This is a genomic window from Blastopirellula sp. SH421 (genome assembly GCF_057808535.1).
On the sequence record NZ_CM173712.1, the window covers coordinates 1719104 to 1736750 of the forward strand.

General features: G+C 54.2%; 13 protein-coding genes. 8 read left to right on the top strand and 5 right to left on the bottom strand.

Annotated features, from left to right (window positions below; translation table 11 throughout):
• Positions 1 to 27 precede the first annotated feature (27 nt).
• From SH421x_RS07075 to SH421x_RS07090, 4 genes are all read right to left on the bottom strand, one after another.
• The gene (locus tag SH421x_RS07075) at positions 28 to 450 is read right to left on the bottom strand and encodes a hypothetical protein (protein WP_488854714.1); all 423 of its coding nucleotides are present in this window, start codon (positions 448 to 450) and stop codon (positions 28 to 30) included.
• A gap of 136 nt (positions 451 to 586) precedes the next feature.
• Positions 587 to 1504, bottom strand: a complete 918-nt coding sequence (locus SH421x_RS07080; protein WP_488854715.1) for a DUF1559 family PulG-like putative transporter — start codon at positions 1502 to 1504, stop codon at positions 587 to 589.
• 69 nt (positions 1505 to 1573) lie between these two features.
• Positions 1574 to 3268: a FecR family protein gene (locus SH421x_RS07085; RefSeq protein ID WP_488854716.1), complete on the bottom strand. Its 1695-nt coding sequence runs from the start codon at positions 3266 to 3268 to the stop codon at positions 1574 to 1576.
• Positions 3265 to 3792, bottom strand: coding sequence for a sigma-70 family RNA polymerase sigma factor (locus tag SH421x_RS07090; protein WP_488854717.1), 528 nt, complete (start codon positions 3790 to 3792; stop codon positions 3265 to 3267). Before SH421x_RS07090 ends, SH421x_RS07085 begins: the two co-directional genes overlap by 4 nt.
• A gap of 580 nt (positions 3793 to 4372) precedes the next feature.
• Between SH421x_RS07090 and SH421x_RS07095 the strand changes: the two genes are divergently transcribed.
• The 6 genes from SH421x_RS07095 (at position 4373) to ruvB (ending at position 13123) form a co-directional block, all read left to right on the top strand.
• Positions 4373 to 5362 (top strand): DUF1559 family PulG-like putative transporter, encoded by a 990-nt coding sequence (locus SH421x_RS07095; RefSeq protein WP_488854718.1) that lies wholly within the window; start codon positions 4373 to 4375, stop codon positions 5360 to 5362.
• 70 nt (positions 5363 to 5432) lie between these two features.
• A complete protein-coding gene (locus SH421x_RS07100; RefSeq protein ID WP_488854719.1) occupies positions 5433 to 5840 on the top strand; it encodes a carboxypeptidase-like regulatory domain-containing protein in 408 nt (135 codons plus the stop codon).
• Between the two features lie 158 nt (positions 5841 to 5998).
• The gene (locus SH421x_RS07105; RefSeq protein ID WP_488854720.1) at positions 5999 to 9334 is read left to right on the top strand and encodes a DUF1553 domain-containing protein; all 3336 of its coding nucleotides are present in this window, start codon (positions 5999 to 6001) and stop codon (positions 9332 to 9334) included.
• A gap of 18 nt (positions 9335 to 9352) precedes the next feature.
• Positions 9353 to 10855: a DUF1501 domain-containing protein gene (locus SH421x_RS07110; RefSeq protein ID WP_488854721.1), complete on the top strand. Its 1503-nt coding sequence runs from the start codon at positions 9353 to 9355 to the stop codon at positions 10853 to 10855.
• Positions 10856 to 11016: 161 nt separating this feature from the next.
• Positions 11017 to 11925, top strand: a complete 909-nt coding sequence (locus tag SH421x_RS07115) for a helix-turn-helix domain-containing protein (protein WP_488854722.1) — start codon at positions 11017 to 11019, stop codon at positions 11923 to 11925.
• 184 nt (positions 11926 to 12109) lie between these two features.
• A complete protein-coding gene (gene ruvB / locus SH421x_RS07120; protein WP_488854723.1) occupies positions 12110 to 13123 on the top strand; it encodes a Holliday junction branch migration DNA helicase RuvB in 1014 nt (337 codons plus the stop codon).
• A 13-nt stretch (positions 13124 to 13136) separates the two neighbouring features.
• Here the strand turns inward: ruvB and purD are convergent, their stop codons facing one another.
• Positions 13137 to 14435: a phosphoribosylamine--glycine ligase gene (gene purD / locus SH421x_RS07125; protein ID WP_488854724.1), complete on the bottom strand. Its 1299-nt coding sequence runs from the start codon at positions 14433 to 14435 to the stop codon at positions 13137 to 13139.
• Positions 14436 to 15220: 785 nt separating this feature from the next.
• Here purD and SH421x_RS07130 point away from each other — a divergent pair.
• Positions 15221 to 16009: a cupredoxin domain-containing protein gene (locus tag SH421x_RS07130; protein WP_488854725.1), complete on the top strand. Its 789-nt coding sequence runs from the start codon at positions 15221 to 15223 to the stop codon at positions 16007 to 16009.
• A gap of 317 nt (positions 16010 to 16326) precedes the next feature.
• Entirely contained in the window at positions 16327 to 17637 is a 1311-nt protein-coding gene (locus SH421x_RS07135; RefSeq protein ID WP_488854726.1) for a c-type cytochrome, read from the top strand.
• The last annotated feature ends 10 nt before the right edge of the window (positions 17638 to 17647 follow it).

Consider the following 17647-nt stretch of genomic DNA (forward strand, 5'->3'; position numbering starts at 1 on the left):
GCGAAAAAAGTGAGGAAGTCAGACGGCTTATTTATCGAGAGTGAAACTGAACTCGTTGTTCTTTCCAGGAATGACCTCAGCCGTCAGCATGCTGGTCGAAAAACTGGCGTACTTTTCGGGGATTACGGACTTGGTGACGGGCATTTCGATGACTGAGTCATTCGCAGCAGCCAGGCCGGCGTCGGTCTCGGTCGCAGTGATCAACACCAGGTGTTTCCCGATGACGGCGCCATCTCCGGTTCCATAGGTGCTTAATGAATAAGTACCATCCTTACTGATCTTGCCAAACGCAGGCGGTCCAGCTTCTGGACGAAAACTGATCGCTCCATAGGGAAGCGGCTTGCCTTGGTGCAGGATTTTACCGGTCACGGTCGCCGTCTCTAGCCTTCCGTCTGTGGAGCAGCCGCTTATCAATCCGATCAAGCAGATCGTGGTCAGGATGTATCGCATTATGTATCGCCCGGAAGGAGTGTATCTGTTCGATTTTAAAGGTGATTCTCGACGTGTACCGAAGGTCCATCGCCAGAGCCGCCGTTTAGAAATCGATGTGGAATGAAAGGGGAATGGGAGACCGATGAGAATTGCATTACGGCAGTTGCAGCGGCTCGCCTCCGTTGATGGTCGCGGCAGCACGATAGACATCAAAATTGATCGTATCGGGTAAGAACCGCACACTGGCGTCAGCCAAGGCGAAGTTGACTCCGCCTGCATGTTGGCCAGAGAAAGGAAGGTGATTAAAAGCGATACCATCGGTACGATCACGAGGCGAATTGATCGTGTCTTGATAAATCGCTTTGGTGTTGTAGATACCGTCGACCGTGCCATAGGCGGCTATTAGCCAAACTCGCACATTGCCCGGAAACCCGCCGTTGGTGCCCGTTCGATCACGATGTACAAAGTCGCCGATCATGATGGTGTTGCTCAGCCCGTCCGTGATCTCAGCTGCCGATCGGGTTCCATTAATTTGAAATACGCCGTTGGCAGGAATTCGTCCTGCTGAAGCGATTCCCTGCAAGCCGGTATCCAAAGCCGCATCGTTGTAATAAACGCCGTGCACTCCCTGGTAAGTCAACAGCCCGCCATCTGAATAAGCAACGCTCGCAGTATTGCTGGGGTTGCCGCTAAAACTAGGGCAAATGTACCCATTGATAACTGTTTTTCGAATCGCCGCATTCTCTGTCGCCGATGGGCCTTTTGAAAAATTGTACCCATCATAAAGTGCGTTTTGCTCAATAAACGGTAGGATCGAGAGCGCCCAGCCATGGCTGTCATCTTGGTGGAAGGCGCCGGAAGGGAGTTTTTCTTTGTTGATGTCCATATAGTTATGGCAGGCCAGCGCCATCTGCTTCAGATTGTTCGTGCACTGCATGCGACGAGCGGCCTCACGCGCTTGCTGCACCGCCGGTAAAAGCAGAGCGATTAAGACGCCGATGATGGCGATCACCACCAGCAATTCGACCAGCGTGAATCCGTTTCGATCATTGCGGACAGGGGGATATTTCATGTCACGAGCCTTGTTGAGAAGAGATGCTGGGGTAGTAGGGAGGAGGATTAAAACTCAAGCGGCTGCTGCTTACTCAGGGCTGATTCGCTCAGGCAGGCCGGCGATGAGGACAGGATCGAGATAGTCGTCATCCGCTAAGTCATCTTGCAAAAATAGTCCATCGACAAGATCGCCTTCTGCGTAGCCGAGATCCGATAAATCGATCCCCACGGCGATCGCTTGGCGTTTGTAAACTTGAAACAGCGGCGTACAAGCAATCGTTTCTAGTTGTTCCAGAGAACGAGGGACTTGAGCAAACTTGTAGAGATAGAGGTCATCCAGAGGCAATGACTCCGGCGACTCCATCGTCAGGTCGAACGAGGAGATGGAGTGCGAATGTAACCCCGGCTCGAACTTGAGCGGACTGACGTGAAAAGCATCTCCCTCCAAGGGATTCATAATCAATTGAATCTCAAACAACACCACATCGGGACCGGGGCCGTTACGCACAGGCCGATCAAACTGGATCCCCATCCCAGGCGTACCAAAGTCATTCTGACTCTCGTCAACGCTCATCACCGGATCCGTGGTTAACGGTTCTCGGCTTCCTCCGATGTTGATGACGCCGGTACGGAGACTGCGGTCTGAAGCAATCGCCGCACGCCGGCCAGGCAATGTTTTATCGCCGGCCAAGTAGCCATGATTTGGCAGCGCATGAAACCAAGTTACTTTTGAGTTGATTAGTTCTTCTACGGGGATCGTCTCGACTTGGGCTCCACGTTGCACGGTGACGCTGGTTAGTAGCTGTGCGAGTCCCTCGGCGCTGGTGGTCGCTTCGTACGAAATCACTCGATCCGGAAGTCCGTACTGATAGCGAGCTGGATCGAACGGCAAGTGGACCTCGTCCGCCTGATTGATCGCCGCAAAACGCATCGCTTCTTTTTCTTGCAGTCGTAGGGGAGCCCGCGAAAGATTCGCTTGAACGGTAGCGGGATTCGCTTTGCGGTAGAGATCGGCCATTCCTTCGACAACTTGAACGTCCGTCTCGCTATCTTGCGAAACGTCTACTGAGAATCGAGTGCCCCGATCGACGATGCTGATCTCGGGCGTCTCTACCCGAAATCCTTCGGCGCCTGGAGGAGCATGAACGCTGCAGCGTCCCAGGTCGAGCGCCAGTAGATCGTTGCCTTCAATCCGAAACGCCGCAGGTCCTTCGATCACCGCCGAAGCCCCGTTGGAGAAGCCAAGTTCGACCATGCCTTGAATGAGGACATATTCGCGATTCAAAAGGGGAGACTCGCCAATTTCAGGAGGCAATTCTCCGAAAAACCGGGCGTGCGCCAGATTCGTAAAAAACGCATCGCTAACTCTTGGAATGGTTGGTTCCGCCCCTGGGGCGTCTGCAAGTTCCGGATTTGACCACGAAGCAGCAGTCCCGAGATAGATTCCAATGAACAGGGCGATCGGCACTAACAGGGCCAACGCAAGCATGGCTGCCGACCTGATTGGCCAGCGCGACTTGTGTTGCGGTAAAGAGGTGTGAGACTGTCGAAGCAAACGCGGACCGTCAGCGTCATCACCAAGCGTTTCGGCCTGGCGGAGAATCAGTTCGGGCAGGTCCTGGTGGATCTGGAGATAATCGAGGTAGAGTTGTCTGGCCTCTGCACTGGTCGCGATCCACTGGTCGAGTTGGCTGAATTGCTCGTCATTAATGGATTCGTCCAGCAATGCGTCCAGCAATTTTCCGATTTTGTCTTTGCTGACAGGATCCAAGTTCGAACTCATGTCATATCCTCTGTGGCCAATTTTTTGCGAACGCAGCTCGCCAATACTCTGCGGATCCGGGAAAGCGAACGATACAGCCGAGCAACAGGTTCCGACGTCCGCTGCGATAGGCTGTCGACCGTTTCCTCGCTGAAGTAACGAAGTTCGACAAGGCGGCGATCGTCGTGATTGAGTTGCCTCAGGCAATCACTTAACGCTGCTTCTCGTTTTTTGGATTGAGCTTGATGGAGCGGATACTCGGCCGCGATTGCTTCGACCGCTGCGTCCGAAAATTGGCGGGTGTTCGGCTTCGTTTGATTTCGCTGCTTCTTGACGGCGAACTGGGCAAATCGACAAGCCCAGTTAAAAAAGGGAAGCTCTGGATCGTATTGGTCAAACTTTCGCATCAACGAAATCGCCGTTTCCTGCATCACGTCATCCACATCTCCAGAGGTTGGCATCATGGCGGCCACATAGCGGCGCAGCCGCCCCTCGACGCGGGCAAAATGACGCACGAATTCTTCATTCTGGTTACAAATCGTCACAAGTGATCCTCAGAACGCTTCCGTAGTAGTTACCTAGAAACATCTCAATTCGCGCAGAAAAATTACACAAAGCGCAAAAATCATTCCAATTGCCAATCGAGGGCGCGAGATGCTGTCTAGTTGAATTATGCGATATTTGGGGTTTCTGGGCTCCAGTCCCGGTTGAATAGTGAGTCGAAAACAGACATCGCCAGCCTGCGTGAGACAAAAGTATCGGAATTTGATTCACTTGGTGCAGTTATTCAAAAAATTTCCACTAAGATATAATCATTAATCCCGATAGATATTTCCCCTTCAGTTAAGGTGAAGTCCTGGGTCTCAAGTTATGGCATTAAGGCGTTTTTTCCTTTATTGCCAAAAAATGGATCGCCAGCCAACTGGATTGAGCAGAGTTCATCCAGGGGCTTGAACTTGGCTCTAGAGACAAGGATTCAATCCGTTAGGCGTCTTCATCAGGTGCGGATTTTGAATCTAACTTTGCTAGATCTTTGTGCTGAGAGGCATTTTCCAATCACGGTTTGCGGGTCTCCTCTTTGATCTTTTCCTGTTATCTCTTTTCCTTTTAATCTTTGGAGTCGTTGTGGTAAGAAATAACCAATTCAGCAAGGCCAAGCGGCCCGGTTTTACCTTGGTAGAACTGCTTGTCGTGATCGCGATTATCGGCGTCTTGATTGCGTTGCTCCTGCCGGCTGTCCAGCAAGCGCGCGAAGCGGCGCGACGGATGCAATGCTCCAACAATCTGAAGCAGCTTGGCTTGGCGCTGCATAACTATCACGACACGCTCAAAATTTTTCCGACAGCATCCAGTATCGTGGGCGGCGTGTGGGGGACGAACCATGACAGCCATAAAGGGAGTCAGTATGTCAAGCTTCTGCCTTACCTAGAGCAAGGCCCGCTCTACGATTCGTGCAACTTCACCGGGGATACGGTCAACGTCAGCGTGACTGCGGATGGCAAGAAGGTAAGTTCGGTGATCATCCCGACCATTCTCTGTCCCTCGGATGATAATCCTGGTCGTTGGAAAGATGGAGCTGCGCATACTCCGAGTTCTAATGGAGAAGAGCGAGCGCTGACGAACTATTCGTTCAGCATGGGAAGCCAAGCCAATTCTCCTTGCGGGACGCACGGAAATCACTGGGGGACAGGGCCGGTCGTGCGAGCAGATACGCTGAATCCTTCAGAAATCTCAGGAGTGTTTGGCCATTTTGCCTGGTCGGCTCGTATGCGAGACATTACGGATGGGCTTTCTAACACGATTGCGATGGGCGAAGTGCGCCCCCAGTGCGAAATGCACCTTCGCGACGGCTGGATGGGAATTAATTCGGTCTATACAGGGACCGGAGTCGCAATCAATTTCAACACTTGCGAAGGAGCGCCGGGAACCGGAAGCGGTTGCAACCAGCATACGGGACAGTGGGGAGCGTCGCAGGGCTTCAAGTCTCGTCATGCAGGGGGCGCGCAGTTTCTACTTTGTGACGGCTCAGTTCATTTTCTGGCCGAAACGCTCGACATGATCACTTATCAAGGCTTGGGCGATCGTCGCGACGGTCAAGTGATCAGTGCGTTTTAAGGGAACTGCTTTTTGCCGCTTCATCTGTATCCATCCAAAGATGCGATCACCTCCTGGGAGATAATCTGGAATGCTGCGTGTAATGCTTGGAATGTCATTGGCCTTGCTATCGATAGGGTGTTTTGGCAGTTCCACCAATCCGGTCACTGTGCCGGTCGAGGGCGTTGTTAACTACGATGGAAAACCGTTGGCTGACGCAAACATCGTATTCGTACCTGATAAAGGGAGACCGGCGAGCGGCTCTACCGATAGCCAGGGTAAATTTGAGCTGACGACTTTTGTTACCGGAGACGGCGTTGCACCCGGCTTGCATAAGGTCACTGTTGAAAAGCTGGCGCCGGCGGCGTCCGCTGATTTGTATGCGCCGCAAAAATCATTGATTCCAGCGAAGTATTCGAATCTGAAATTGACTCCACTGACGCAAGAAGTTTTGCCGAAAAACAACGCCGAGTTTACGATTGAACTGAAGAGTAAGTAGTCCGACACGCATGATCGCAACCGAATTGCAGTTTGCTTCGGTTGCTTTACGTGTTGATTCGCCCTCCTAAAGTTGCTTGATTTGCCGTGGGAAAGAAGAGTTGTCGCATTCTCCCGGCGCCTGCCCACAGAAGCAACGTACAAACTGTTGAGATTGCGATGAAAAATTGCTTGCTGGCATTCGCTCTAGCCCTGCTAACGCCAGGATTGGTTCACGGAGGCGAATTGCCTCCCGCCGCCGAAAAGCAAATTGATTTCGAGCGCGATATCGCTCCGATCTTAGCGGCCAGTTGTCACGATTGTCACGGCGAGTTCTCGCAGGAAAGTGAATTCCGTCTTGACCGAAAAGGGGCTGTCTTACGGGGAGGAAACTCTGGCGAACCAGGCATCGTGGTGGGGAGCAGCGCGACCAGTCATTTAATTCACTTAGTGGCCGGGCTCGAGCCCAAGTTGCGAATGCCCCCGGACGAAGCGGATGCGCTCGACGCAACTCAAATCGGATTGTTGCGTGCTTGGATTGATCAGGGAGCGGTCTGGCCTGGTCCTGACGGCGTGGTTGAAGAAGAATCGCGGACAACCGATCACTGGGCTTTTCAACCGGTGCAGCCGGTGACTGTTCCGCAAACTTCCGGCGATTGGGCCCAGAATCCGATCGATCATTTCGTATTAGCGAAACTGCAAGCGGCAAATCTCTCGCCCAATCCAGCGGCGGATCGCAGCACGTTGTATCGTCGCTTGTCGTTGGATCTGCATGGTTTGCCGCCGAAACCGGCTGCGGTTCAAGCATTCGTGGATGCGACAGATCCGCAGGCAACCAATCAGGCGATCGAAAGCATGTTGGCCAGTCCTCATTTTGGCGAACGCTGGGCGACGCATTGGCTGGATCTGGTTCGATTTGCCGAGACCTACGGCTTTGAAACGAATCGCGAACGTCCCAACGCCTGGCGATATCGCGACTATGTAATTCAAGCGTTCAACCAAGACAAGCCGTACGACCAGTTCATCCGTGAGCAACTCGCTGGCGATAGCTTTGGTGATCCGATGGGTTTGGGATACCTCGTGGCAGGCCCCTACGATCAAGTCAAGAGTCCCGACATCAATCTAACGCTGATGCAGCGACAGAATGAACTGGACGACATCATCAACACGACCAGCACCGCCTTCTTGGGAATTACGGTGGGGTGTGCGCGGTGTCACAACCACAAATTTGATCCGATTTTGCAATCGGACTATTACTCGATGCAGGCAATTTTTGCCGGAGTTCAGCATGGCGAAATGGCGTTGCCATTATCGCCGGAGCAGCAGGCGCGAGCAGACGACTTACGCGACAAGATCACGCATCTCGAGTCAAAGTTGTCCCCATTTATCGTGCAACATGACGCTCGTCGCTTTCTATTGTTGGATGAGGAGCCGGCTCAAGCAGAGAGTCAAGTCAAACTGCTGGCCAAACCGGCAGGCGTGGGGATCAATCCGGCAGGCGAGTCGCGTGGCCAAGCGAATGATCCTGGCGCTGCGGTTCGTACTTCAAATGTGAGCGGCGGTAAATATACGTGGTGGCGGCGCATGCCGAATGAGCCGGTAATCGCCTGGGCGCCGCAGGCCGTGGGGCAATATCGCGTCTGGCTCTCGTGGGGCTGTGGATTCGACACGCATTGTCAAGATGCGAAGTACGTGATCGATCGAGATGGAGATCTTCAAACGCGCGAAGATTGGGAGACCCTGGCGATCGTCAATCAACAGCATTTTGCCGATGGCGGCGCTGCCCAGCAGCGAGCGGCGCTGTGGAGCGGTTTCTATCCGACGGCGGTCACGACGATCGATGCGAACGATCAAATTTTATTGGTTGGCGGCGAGACGGGCGAAGCGATCACTGCGGATGTTGTGCTGTTAGAAAAGATGAGCGGCGACGACAGCCAATCGCCGGTGATTCCGTTGTTTCGTGAAGCAGTCGATTCGACAGGCAACATCGAGCGCTTTCCGCCGCAGCAAGCCAAGTTTGTTCGCTTTGAGATTAAATCGACTAACTCAGGGCAGCCTTGCATCGATGAGCTCGAAATCTTTTCGAACGGCGAAAATGTCGCATTGGCGAAACGGGGCGCAAAGGTGACTGCTTCAGGATCCTTGGCCGGCTATCCGATGCACAAGTTGCAGCATCTCAACGACGGCCTTTATTCGAACGATCATAGTTGGATTTCGGACAATAGCGACAACAGTTGGGTGCAGATTGAATTAGCCGAACTGTGCGAAATCGATCGGATCCAGTGGGCCCGCGATCGCGAGGGTGCTTATGCGGACCGCTTGGCGACCCAGTATCGATTTGCTGTTTCAACCAACGGTAGTGATTGGGAAACGGTCGCAGATTCGTCGGATCGCTTGCAGATTCGGTCTCCGCAAAATCCAAAGAAAGTCTTGTACCAATTTGATCATTTGACGCCTGAGGAGGCCGCCGCCGGCAAGTCTCGGCTGCAAGAGTTGGAAGCGGCTCGAGCCGAGTACGAGTCGGCAACGCGACCGCAGCAAGCGTACGCCGGTCAATATCAACAACCGGGACCGACCTATCGGCTCTATCGGGGCGAACCGCAGGGGAAACGAGAGCAAGTTCCGCCGAATGCTCCCGAGATTTTTACCGATCTGGGGCTTGCGCTAGATGCACCCGAGGCCGAGCGTCGCCGCGTGTTGGCCGAGTGGATCGCATCGGCCGAGAATCCGCTGACTGCTCGGGTGATTGTGAATCGCGTTTGGCAGTTCCATTTTGGCGCTGCCCTGGTTGATACTCCGAGCGATTTCGGCGAAGCAGGCGTAACTCCCACACATCCAGAGCTGTTGGATTGGTTGGCCAGCGAACTGGTCCAGCACGATTGGTCGCTCAAGCATATCCATCGCTTGATCTTGCAATCGGCGACTTATCAACAAGCGAGTCGACCTCATGCGGCAGGTTTGGAGATTGATGGCGGATCTCGCTTGCTTTGGCGTTACCCGCCGCACCGTTTGGATGCAGAACCGATTCGGGATTCTATCTTAGAAGTGTCAGGCACGTTGGATCGGCAGATGGGGGGGCCGGGATTCAGCGCGTTTGAAGTCGAAGCAGAGAATGTGCGGCACTATCATCCCAAGCAAAGCTTTGGGCCGAGCGATTGGCGTAGGATGGTTTATATGACCAAAGTGCGCATGGAGAAGGACGCGGTGTTCGGGCTGTTTGACTGTCCCGATGCGGCAACGTCGGTCGCCAAACGATCGCGTTCGACCACGCCGCTGCAAGCTCTGAATTTGTTTAACAGCAATTTTTTGCTGCAACAAGCGAAGATCTTCGGCGAGCGTCTCCAGGCTGAGGCCGATACGCCGGAGAGGCAGATCCAGCGAGCGTTCGAACTGTGCTACGCCCGCGAACCTAGCGCAGAAGAGCTATCAGCGAGTCGGCAGTTTATCGAGCAGCAAGGCCTTACAGCGTTTTGCCGTGCTCTGCTTAACAGTAACGAATTTCTGTTCATTCAATAGCGGAATCGGAGACGCGCCATGTTCAAGCGAGCGAATGAGAATAGCGCTGCGAATCTTCCGCAGGGACTTCACATGTTGGACCGCCGGCAGTTTCTAGGTCAGTCGGCGACCGGACTTGGCAGCATCGCACTGGCGATGATGCTGGCGAATGAAAAACTGCTGGGGGACGGAGCCTCAGTTCGCCCGCAGATTGACCCCGGGCGTCCCTTTGCTCCGCGAGGATCGCACTTTCCGGCGGCGGCCAAAAATGTGCTGGTAATTTTTTGTTCCGGCGCATGCAGTCACATTGACACATTTGATTACAAGCCAGAACTGATCAAACGGCATGGGCAGCCGATGCCCAACGCAGATCAATTAGTCACTTTCCAGGGGCAACAAGGGAATCTGACGAAGAGCCCTTGGAAGTTCCGGCCACGCGGACAGTCGGGCAAGATGATCTCTGACTTGGTTCCTCATTTGGGAGAACTGGCCGATGACATTTGCTTTCTGCATTCGATCAAAGGCAAGACCAATACGCACGGCCCCGGCGAAAATTTTATGTCGACCGGATCTACATTGGACGGTTTCCCCAGCATGGGCGCTTGGGCGAGTTATGCGCTGGGCAGCGAGAATCAAAATCTGCCGGCTTACGTCGCGATTCCTGATCCGCGCGGCACGCCGCAAGCCTCGGTCAATAACTGGGGGCCAGGCTTTTTGCCGGCCGCTTTTCAAGGGACCGATTTCAACGCCAACCAGCCGATTCGCAATCTGAAGCGACCGACCGGCGTCGACCCTGCGGCGGACAATGCGACGCGTGACTTTTTAAATGAACTGAATGCGCGGCATCTGGAGCAATTTCCGGGAGATACTGAATTGGCAGCGCGGATCTCCAGCTATGAGCTGGCGGCCCGCATGCAGATGACGGTGCCGGAAGTGAGCGACATTTCGACCGAATCGCCGGCAACGCTACGAATGTACGGCGCGGATGACGCCGAGAATAGTTTGAAAGCGGCCTATGCGCGAAACTGCATTTTAGCGCGGCGTCTGCTAGAGCAGGGCGTTCGGTTTGTGCAGTTGTTTAACGGCGCGTATCAGACTGGCGGAGAAGGGGTTAGTAATTGGGATGGGCACAAGTCGATTGAGTCGCAATACAGCGTCCATGGACCGGTGCTGGATCAACCAACGGCCGCTTTGATCAAAGACATGAAGCAGCGTGGCTTGCTAGAAGAAACCTTGATCGTCTGGTGCACCGAATTCGGCCGCATGCCGACGTTTCAAAAGGGAGCCAGCGGTCGCGATCATAATCCCGAAGGATTCACCTGCTGGCTCGCGGGAGCAGGCGTAAAAGCCCCCTACACGTTTGGCGCCACCGACGAATTTGGCTATAAAGCCGCCGAGAACGTTGTTGACGTGCATGACTTCCACGCGACGATTCTGCACTTACTAGGGCTCGATCACGAGCGTCTGACCTATTATTACAACGGCTTTGAACGTCGCCTGACAGACGTACATGGCCATGTGATCCAAGAGATCCTGGCTTAGCCAGATTCAGCAGGCCAGCACGAGTCTCCGACAGCAACGCGAGGGCGCAAGGATAGAGATTCGAGCGGCGGCAGCCTATACTCATCTTGGCTTCTCAGTCGCCGCTGTGAGGTCTCGTTGAATCGCCGGCGTGCTGTGATCTGATTTGGCCCCCGCTGCGCATGTCTATCAACTACGAAACGATCAATATTCCCGCGAGCGAATGTTTTCGCGTGCTGCGCTGGGGTAAAGATGTGAACCAGATCGAAATTTTCGATTCGGAGCTACGCGATTTCAAGCCGATGACCGGCACCGGCGGACGCTGGCATTGGCATCCCGAGGTCGAAATCACCCTGGTCGAAACGGGGCATGGAATTCGCGTTGTGGGAGATGAAACCCGCGAGATAGGGGGCAGCCCAAGTTTGGTTGTGCTGGGGCACGGGCTACCCCATTACTGGCAATTCAGCGGTCCCTCTTCGGGGGTTTGCGTGCAATTTTGCAATGCTCGGTTAATGAAAACGTTAACCGAGCGTGCGCGAGCCGAGATGCTTGAGTTTATTCATCACGCAGCCTACGGAATGGAGATCCACGTATCGTATGGCTTTCGAGCGGTAGAAATCTTACGAAGTTTTTCCGAAAACCCCGCTTCGCATTACGTAGAAAAATATGGGCTCTTTTACCAACTCCTGGGAACGCTGGCCAGTGTTGAGGCAGGCGAATTTCGGCAAATCTCTTCGATTCGGTTTGATACTCCGCAAGGGAACGCCAACTATATGGAGATGCAAAAAGCAGTCAATTGGATCATGGAGAACTACCGCCGGGAGCTGCAGTTGAGCGAGATTTTGGAGATGGTCCAAATGAGCAAAGCCAGCTTTAGTCGTCACTTTTTGAAATGCACAGGCGTCAGCTTTAGCCAGTTCGTGAATCAGGTTCGAATTTCCAATGCATCAAGATTGCTGCACACGACTGAAGATTCGATCTGCGCGATCGCCTTTGAAACCGGATTCTCCAATTTATCAAACTTCAATCGCATCTTCCGGAAACTTAAAGGGATATCACCTTCCGCATACCGGAAGACAACCCAAGCGTGAGCCAAACAATGCTCTATTTTAGGGGCGAAGGGGATAATGATGGACACATGCTGCCTAAATTTCCGGATTCGCCGCAGATTGATCCTTTTCCCCTCTCATCTTTTCGCGAATTGCCGAGTTTTGTTATAGTGGATGCCCGATAGTCTACAATTGTTCACTTCTCAATTTCAGCACGGCGTAACGGATGGCCCGCGAAGCCTTATTACAGCAGGGAGATGGTCACAACCGCGAAGACGAGCGGATGCTCCGTCCGCAGTCGATGGCCGATATGGTGGGTCAGCGCGAAGTCGCAAAGCGGCTACAGATTGTTGTCGACGCGGCGATGAAGCGGGACGAGCCGCTGGGTCACATCTTATTTGATGGTCCGCCGGGACTTGGCAAAACGACCTTTGCGACCTGTATTCCGAAAGATCTGGGGGTTAATTTCCAATTGACCAGTGGGCCAGCGATTCAAGCGCCCAAAGATCTGGTCCCCTATCTGACCAACGCGGACGAGCGTTCGGTCCTGTTTATCGATGAGATCCATCGAATCCCCAAAGCGGTCGAAGAATATCTTTACACGGCGATGGAAGATTTTCGGATCGACATCGTGCTGGGCGAAGGAACCAATGCTCGTACGATCAACCTACAGATCAAGCCGTTTACGCTGATTGGTGCGACAACTCGCAGCGGGATGTTATCGGCGCCGCTACGAGATCGCTTTGTGCTCCGGGAGCATCTCGATTTTTATAGCGATAGCGAGTTGGCTGAGATCGTCCGCCGCAACTCAAAAAAGCTAGGCGTGACGATCGACGACGACGCGGCGCTCGAAATTTCCAAACGGAGCCGCAGTACTCCGCGGGTGGCCAACAACCGTTTGCGATGGGTCCGCGACTTTGCGACCAGTCGCGCGGATGGGCATGTCACCTTAGAACTGGCCCGCTCCGCGATGGAGATGCAGGCGATCGACGACCTGGGATTGGACAAGCAAGACCGCAACTATCTCTCGACGCTGGTCCGCGTCTTTGGCGGCGGTCCGGCCGGGATCGAAGCGATCGCGCATACAATGAACGCGGCGACCGATACCTTGGCCGACGAAGTCGAGCCATTCTTACTGCGTACGGAACTAGTGGTGCGAACACCGCGCGGGCGCGTGGTGACGCCCAAAGCGCTGGAACATCTGAAAGCGTTTGGCAAAGTACGAAAGTTGTTTGAGTAAAATCGGGGCAGTTTTACGAAGGCAAAACCTGCGCCTTGTCCGATATGTCTTTCCGGCACCAAGCGCCTTCCCAGCGGATTTTTTTCACGGCGGTGTAGGCGTTTAGTTTGGCCGTCGCGATCGAATCACCCATTGCAGTAACGCCCAGTACTCGCCCGCCGGCAGTGACAACGTCACTTCCCTTCATCACGGTGCCTGCGTGGAAGACTTTGACGTCAGGCAGTTGAGCCGCTTCGGACAAGCCGCGGATCACGTGTCCCTTGGTGTAGTCGCCGGGATAGCCATCAGCGGCCATTACCACGCAGATCGCCGGACGCGGATCCCATTGCAGCGGTTCGATCTCGACCAGACGCCCGTCGACGGTCGCTTCAAGAATGTCGACGAGGTCGGTCTTGAGCCGCATTAAAATTGGCTGACACTCTGGATCCCCCAGGCGGACGTTGTATTCCAGCACCTTGGGACCTTGATTGGTCATGATCAGACCGGCGTACAGCACGCCGCGGAAGGGACGCCGAGAGCGTTTGAGCGCGTGAACGGTTGGCACCAGCACACGTTCTTCGATTTCGGCCATCATGCTGGGGGTGACGATCGGTGTTGGGCTGTAGGCGCCCATGCCGCCGGTGTTGGGGCCTTCATCATTGTCGAAGGCGGGCTTATGGTCTTGGGCCGGCGCTAGGCTGACTATGGTATGCCCATCGGTAATCGCCAGGACGCTGGCTTCTTGGCCATCAAGTCGTTCTTCGATCACGATTTGATTGCCGGCGTCCCCGAAAATCTTGTCGCGACCGATTTGGTGGATTGCATCGAGTGCGTCTTGGGCTTTGCGGCAGACGGTGACCCCTTTGCCGGAGGCCAGGCCGTCGGCTTTGACAACGACCGGTACATCTTCCCCTTCGTGCGGGAAGCGGTCTTTGATGTAGCGGGTAGCGCTGTCGGCGTCACGGAACAAGCGATATTCGGCGGTTGGAACATCGGCCTGACGCAAGATTTTTTTGCAGAAGGCTTTGCTGCCTTCCATCTGCGCAGCGGCTTTGTTGGGGCCAAAGACTTTGAGTCCAGCGGCTTGGAAAGCGTCGACAATCCCGGCGACCAGCGGAGCTTCGGGGCCCACGACGGTCAAGCCGATGTTGTTTTGCTTGGCGAACTTGATCAGCTGCGGAAAGTCGGAGGGCGCAATATCGACATTTTCAGCATCCAGCGCGGTGCCGGCGTTGCCTGGCGCCACAAAAACGCGATCGACGCGCGAGCTTTGACCGATTTTCCAAGCGAGCGCATGTTCGCGTCCGCCGTTGCCAATCACCAATACGTTCATAGTGCAATAAGCCTTTGTGGGGCTGAGGTCCTGCGTCGAATCTCCCATTCTACCGGGGAATCGCCCAGTTCGACAGATGCTGTAGTGCGCGGTTTGCCCCTAGCTGTGAACGAACCACTCGCTGGGATGTGACAATTTGTCCCCCCCTCAAATCGTTGACTACAGGGGCCAATCGCTCCAAAGTGGAAGTAAGTCAACGTGTCACACAATTGGACGCAGAATGTCCGCAACTTCTTTGTCTGAAGGAAGTTGAGTGAAAGGGGGGCGTGTTCCAAGGCGCCTGCGTGCGGGACGAACTGTCCTAGCGGCAGGGTTTGTTGCGTCTTACTCGCTGCTAGGAATGGCTAGTTTCGGAGGGTTTTAAGTCAGCAACTGCAAGGATCGAAGCTGGAATCATCCGCTAAAATCGGGCGGGACTGCAGCGATTATTCGAGCATCGGAGATTTTGCACGAGCAGGTTCGGTCAAGGCGCTGAGCCGGGTATACTCGCGGCAGCGTTGCGCAAGATTTACGGAACACGGCGCCAGAGCGGCGGTTTCGGGTCTGGCGATACTCAAGCGGATTCGTCGATAAATAACGAGGAGAGAATTCTGAAAACCGTCGGATAGGGGCGCTTGTTAAAACCGGGGCCGCTATCAAGGTTGAGAATTATTTATGATCCCCCTAAAAGGGTGCGGCGAAAAGCATGGGCGGCGACGTCAGAATTGCTTATAATGAAAAGCTTTAACGCGGCTCAATGCGGCCGCGTGCATGGAACTGTAAGAACCCCCAAGGGAGATCCCACCGTGAAATTGCTACATTTCAGCTCCGCACTTCTACTGGCGCTTTGCGTCAGCGGCGCCGTCTCAGCCGAAGGTTGGGGCACGATTACCGGTAAGTTTGTCGTTGATGGCAAAGTTGCGCCGCCAGCGGTTTTAGACATCACCAAAGACAAAGAGGTCTGCGATACCAAACCGCCGTTGGTGGATGAATCGCTGTTGGTTGGTCCGGGTGGCGAGCTAAAGAACGTCTGCGTTTGGGTTTCGCTGGGTCGTCGTGATCCGCAACCGCCGGTACATGCTAGCTACGAAAAGACCGCTAACGACACGATTATCTGCGATAACTTGGCCTGTGCTTACGTTCCGTATGTGATTGCCGTTCGTCCCTCTCAGAAGGTTGAGTTCAAGAACTCGGATCCGATCGCGCACAACTTTAAAGTCGATGGATTCGCCAACAACCCATTCAATACATTGGTGCCGGCTGGCGGATCTTTTATGCACCAGTTTCCGTCCGAAGAGCGCGTCCCCATGATCGCCAGTTGTGCGATTCATCCCTGGATGGTTGGTTACATCGTCGTGAAAGAATCGCCGTACATGGCCGTTTCGGCCGAGGATGGCACGTTCACGATTGAGAACATGCCGGCCGGCGACTGGAAGTTCCAGTTCTGGCACACCAGCGGCGGTTATCTGTCCGAAGTCAAAATGGGCGGCAAGTCTGAGAAAGACCGAAAGGGCGAATACGAAGTCAAAGTGGTCGACGGTAAAGCGACTGACTTGGGCGTCATCACTGTCCCAGCCGACAAGTTGAAGAAGTAGTTAACAGGAAATGGGAATTTGAGCGATGGTCCAACCATCGCTCAACCTTTCTCGTCAGCCCATTTAAAGGTTGTGTGAGACAGTGACTCCCGATGATTGAAGTCATCTTGAGCTCCGCTAGAGGGTTTAGGTGATTGCTATACCAGAAAACGCGACAGGTCACTTGACCTGTTCGCGTGATGGCGATTCGTGCGACGCTTGGGCGCGACGATAGTGCATCGCTGGCTGAATTCGTCAATTCTTCTCAGTTTTAGCAGCTTATTACGCCTGGAACGAGCGTTTCGCAATACGTCATGATGCGACAAGAAACTACCAGCATGAACGCAGTTTTCAGCACGATGCAGCGCGGCGGTGGGGCGCTGCTGGCGATCCTCGCAATCGCGATGATGATCGCTACCGTGGGCTGTTTTTCGCCGGCGGCGGAGTTCGAGTTGAATAAGGTCGCCGTGCGTAAGACCGAACTTGATACAGAAGCGACCTTCTCCAGCGAGTACCAGCTGAAGCCGATCGAAAAGATTTTGACGGAAGCGTTCGGAACGCCAGACAAGCCGCTGCTGCCGCCGGTTCCAGGGATCGAAGAAGTCCTGGATATCAAGAAGATCGAGATGGCGGCTGGTCCGTATGGTAGCGATGAGAATGGCAATCAACGTGGTCTCTATCGCCAGCATTGCGTGCATTGCCATGGGATCAACGGAGATGGCGCCGGTCCAACGGCTGCTTTTTTAGATCCGTATCCGCGTGACTATCGACCTGGCATCTACAAATTCAAATCGACGACTTCAGGGCAAGAGCCGACGCATGAGGATCTGAAGCGCATCATCCTGGATGGGGCTGCCGGAACGGCGATGCCCAGCTTTAAGCTGCTGAGCGATGACGAAATCGAGGCGCTGACGCACTACGTGAAGTATCTCTCGATTCGCGGGCAGACCGAGCTTTATTTGATTGAAGCCGAGTTTGGCGATCTGTCGTCAGCGGTGATCAAGCCGGCTGACCAACGGAGTGCGGAAGAGCAAGAGTATGTCGCATCGCTCTCGCCGGAAGAGTTGGAAGAAGAGAAGCAGGAGTTTTTGGAAGAAGTCAAGTTTTTCGAGTCGGAAGAGAATATTGTCGAAGAGGTCGTTGGTCCAATCGTCGAAAAATGGATCGCCGCAGCTGAAGAAGTGACGATTATCGAACCGAAGCCAGAGATGGAGATGAAAGAGTCGATCGCCAAAGGTCGCGAACTTTTCTTCTCGGCCAAAACTGGTTGCGCCGGCTGCCATGGCGAGTCGGCCTTAGGGGATGGGCAGACGGCGGAAGCCGATTTCTATGACGACTGGACAAGGTTCTATTATGATCCCAACGATCCCAGCACGTTAGAGGGATATTTGGCGCTGGGCGCTTTGGAACCTCGCAAATTGCGACCACGCAATTTGCGGCAAGGAGTCTTTCGCGGCGGCCGACGCCCTATCGATATTTTTTGGCGAATTCGCAACGGCATCGAAGGCGCCAAAATGCCGGCGGCTCCACCGATTGTTACCGATGAAGAAATCTGGCATCTGGTCGACTTTGTGCGCTATGGATTGCCGTACGATGCGTTAAGTGAAAACGAGCCGCATCCAACAGAAAACGTTCGCGTACGGAACTAGCAGCTCGGCC

Coding starts and splice junctions, on each gene's coding strand:
- SH421x_RS07135 (WP_488854726.1), top strand. CDS start 16,327: ATGAACGCAGTTTTCAGCACGATGCAGCGCGGCGGTGGGGCGCTGCTG.
- SH421x_RS07115 (WP_488854722.1), top strand. CDS start 11,017: ATGTCTATCAACTACGAAACGATCAATATTCCCGCGAGCGAATGTTTT.
- SH421x_RS07105 (WP_488854720.1), top strand. CDS start 5,999: ATGAAAAATTGCTTGCTGGCATTCGCTCTAGCCCTGCTAACGCCAGGA.
- purD (WP_488854724.1), bottom strand. CDS start 14,435: ATGAACGTATTGGTGATTGGCAACGGCGGACGCGAACATGCGCTCGCT.
- SH421x_RS07100 (WP_488854719.1), top strand. CDS start 5,433: ATGCTGCGTGTAATGCTTGGAATGTCATTGGCCTTGCTATCGATAGGG.
- SH421x_RS07080 (WP_488854715.1), bottom strand. CDS start 1,504: ATGAAATATCCCCCTGTCCGCAATGATCGAAACGGATTCACGCTGGTC.
- SH421x_RS07110 (WP_488854721.1), top strand. CDS start 9,353: ATGTTCAAGCGAGCGAATGAGAATAGCGCTGCGAATCTTCCGCAGGGA.
- ruvB (WP_488854723.1), top strand. CDS start 12,110: ATGGCCCGCGAAGCCTTATTACAGCAGGGAGATGGTCACAACCGCGAA.
- SH421x_RS07085 (WP_488854716.1), bottom strand. CDS start 3,268: ATGAGTTCGAACTTGGATCCTGTCAGCAAAGACAAAATCGGAAAATTG.
- SH421x_RS07075 (WP_488854714.1), bottom strand. CDS start 450: ATGCGATACATCCTGACCACGATCTGCTTGATCGGATTGATAAGCGGC.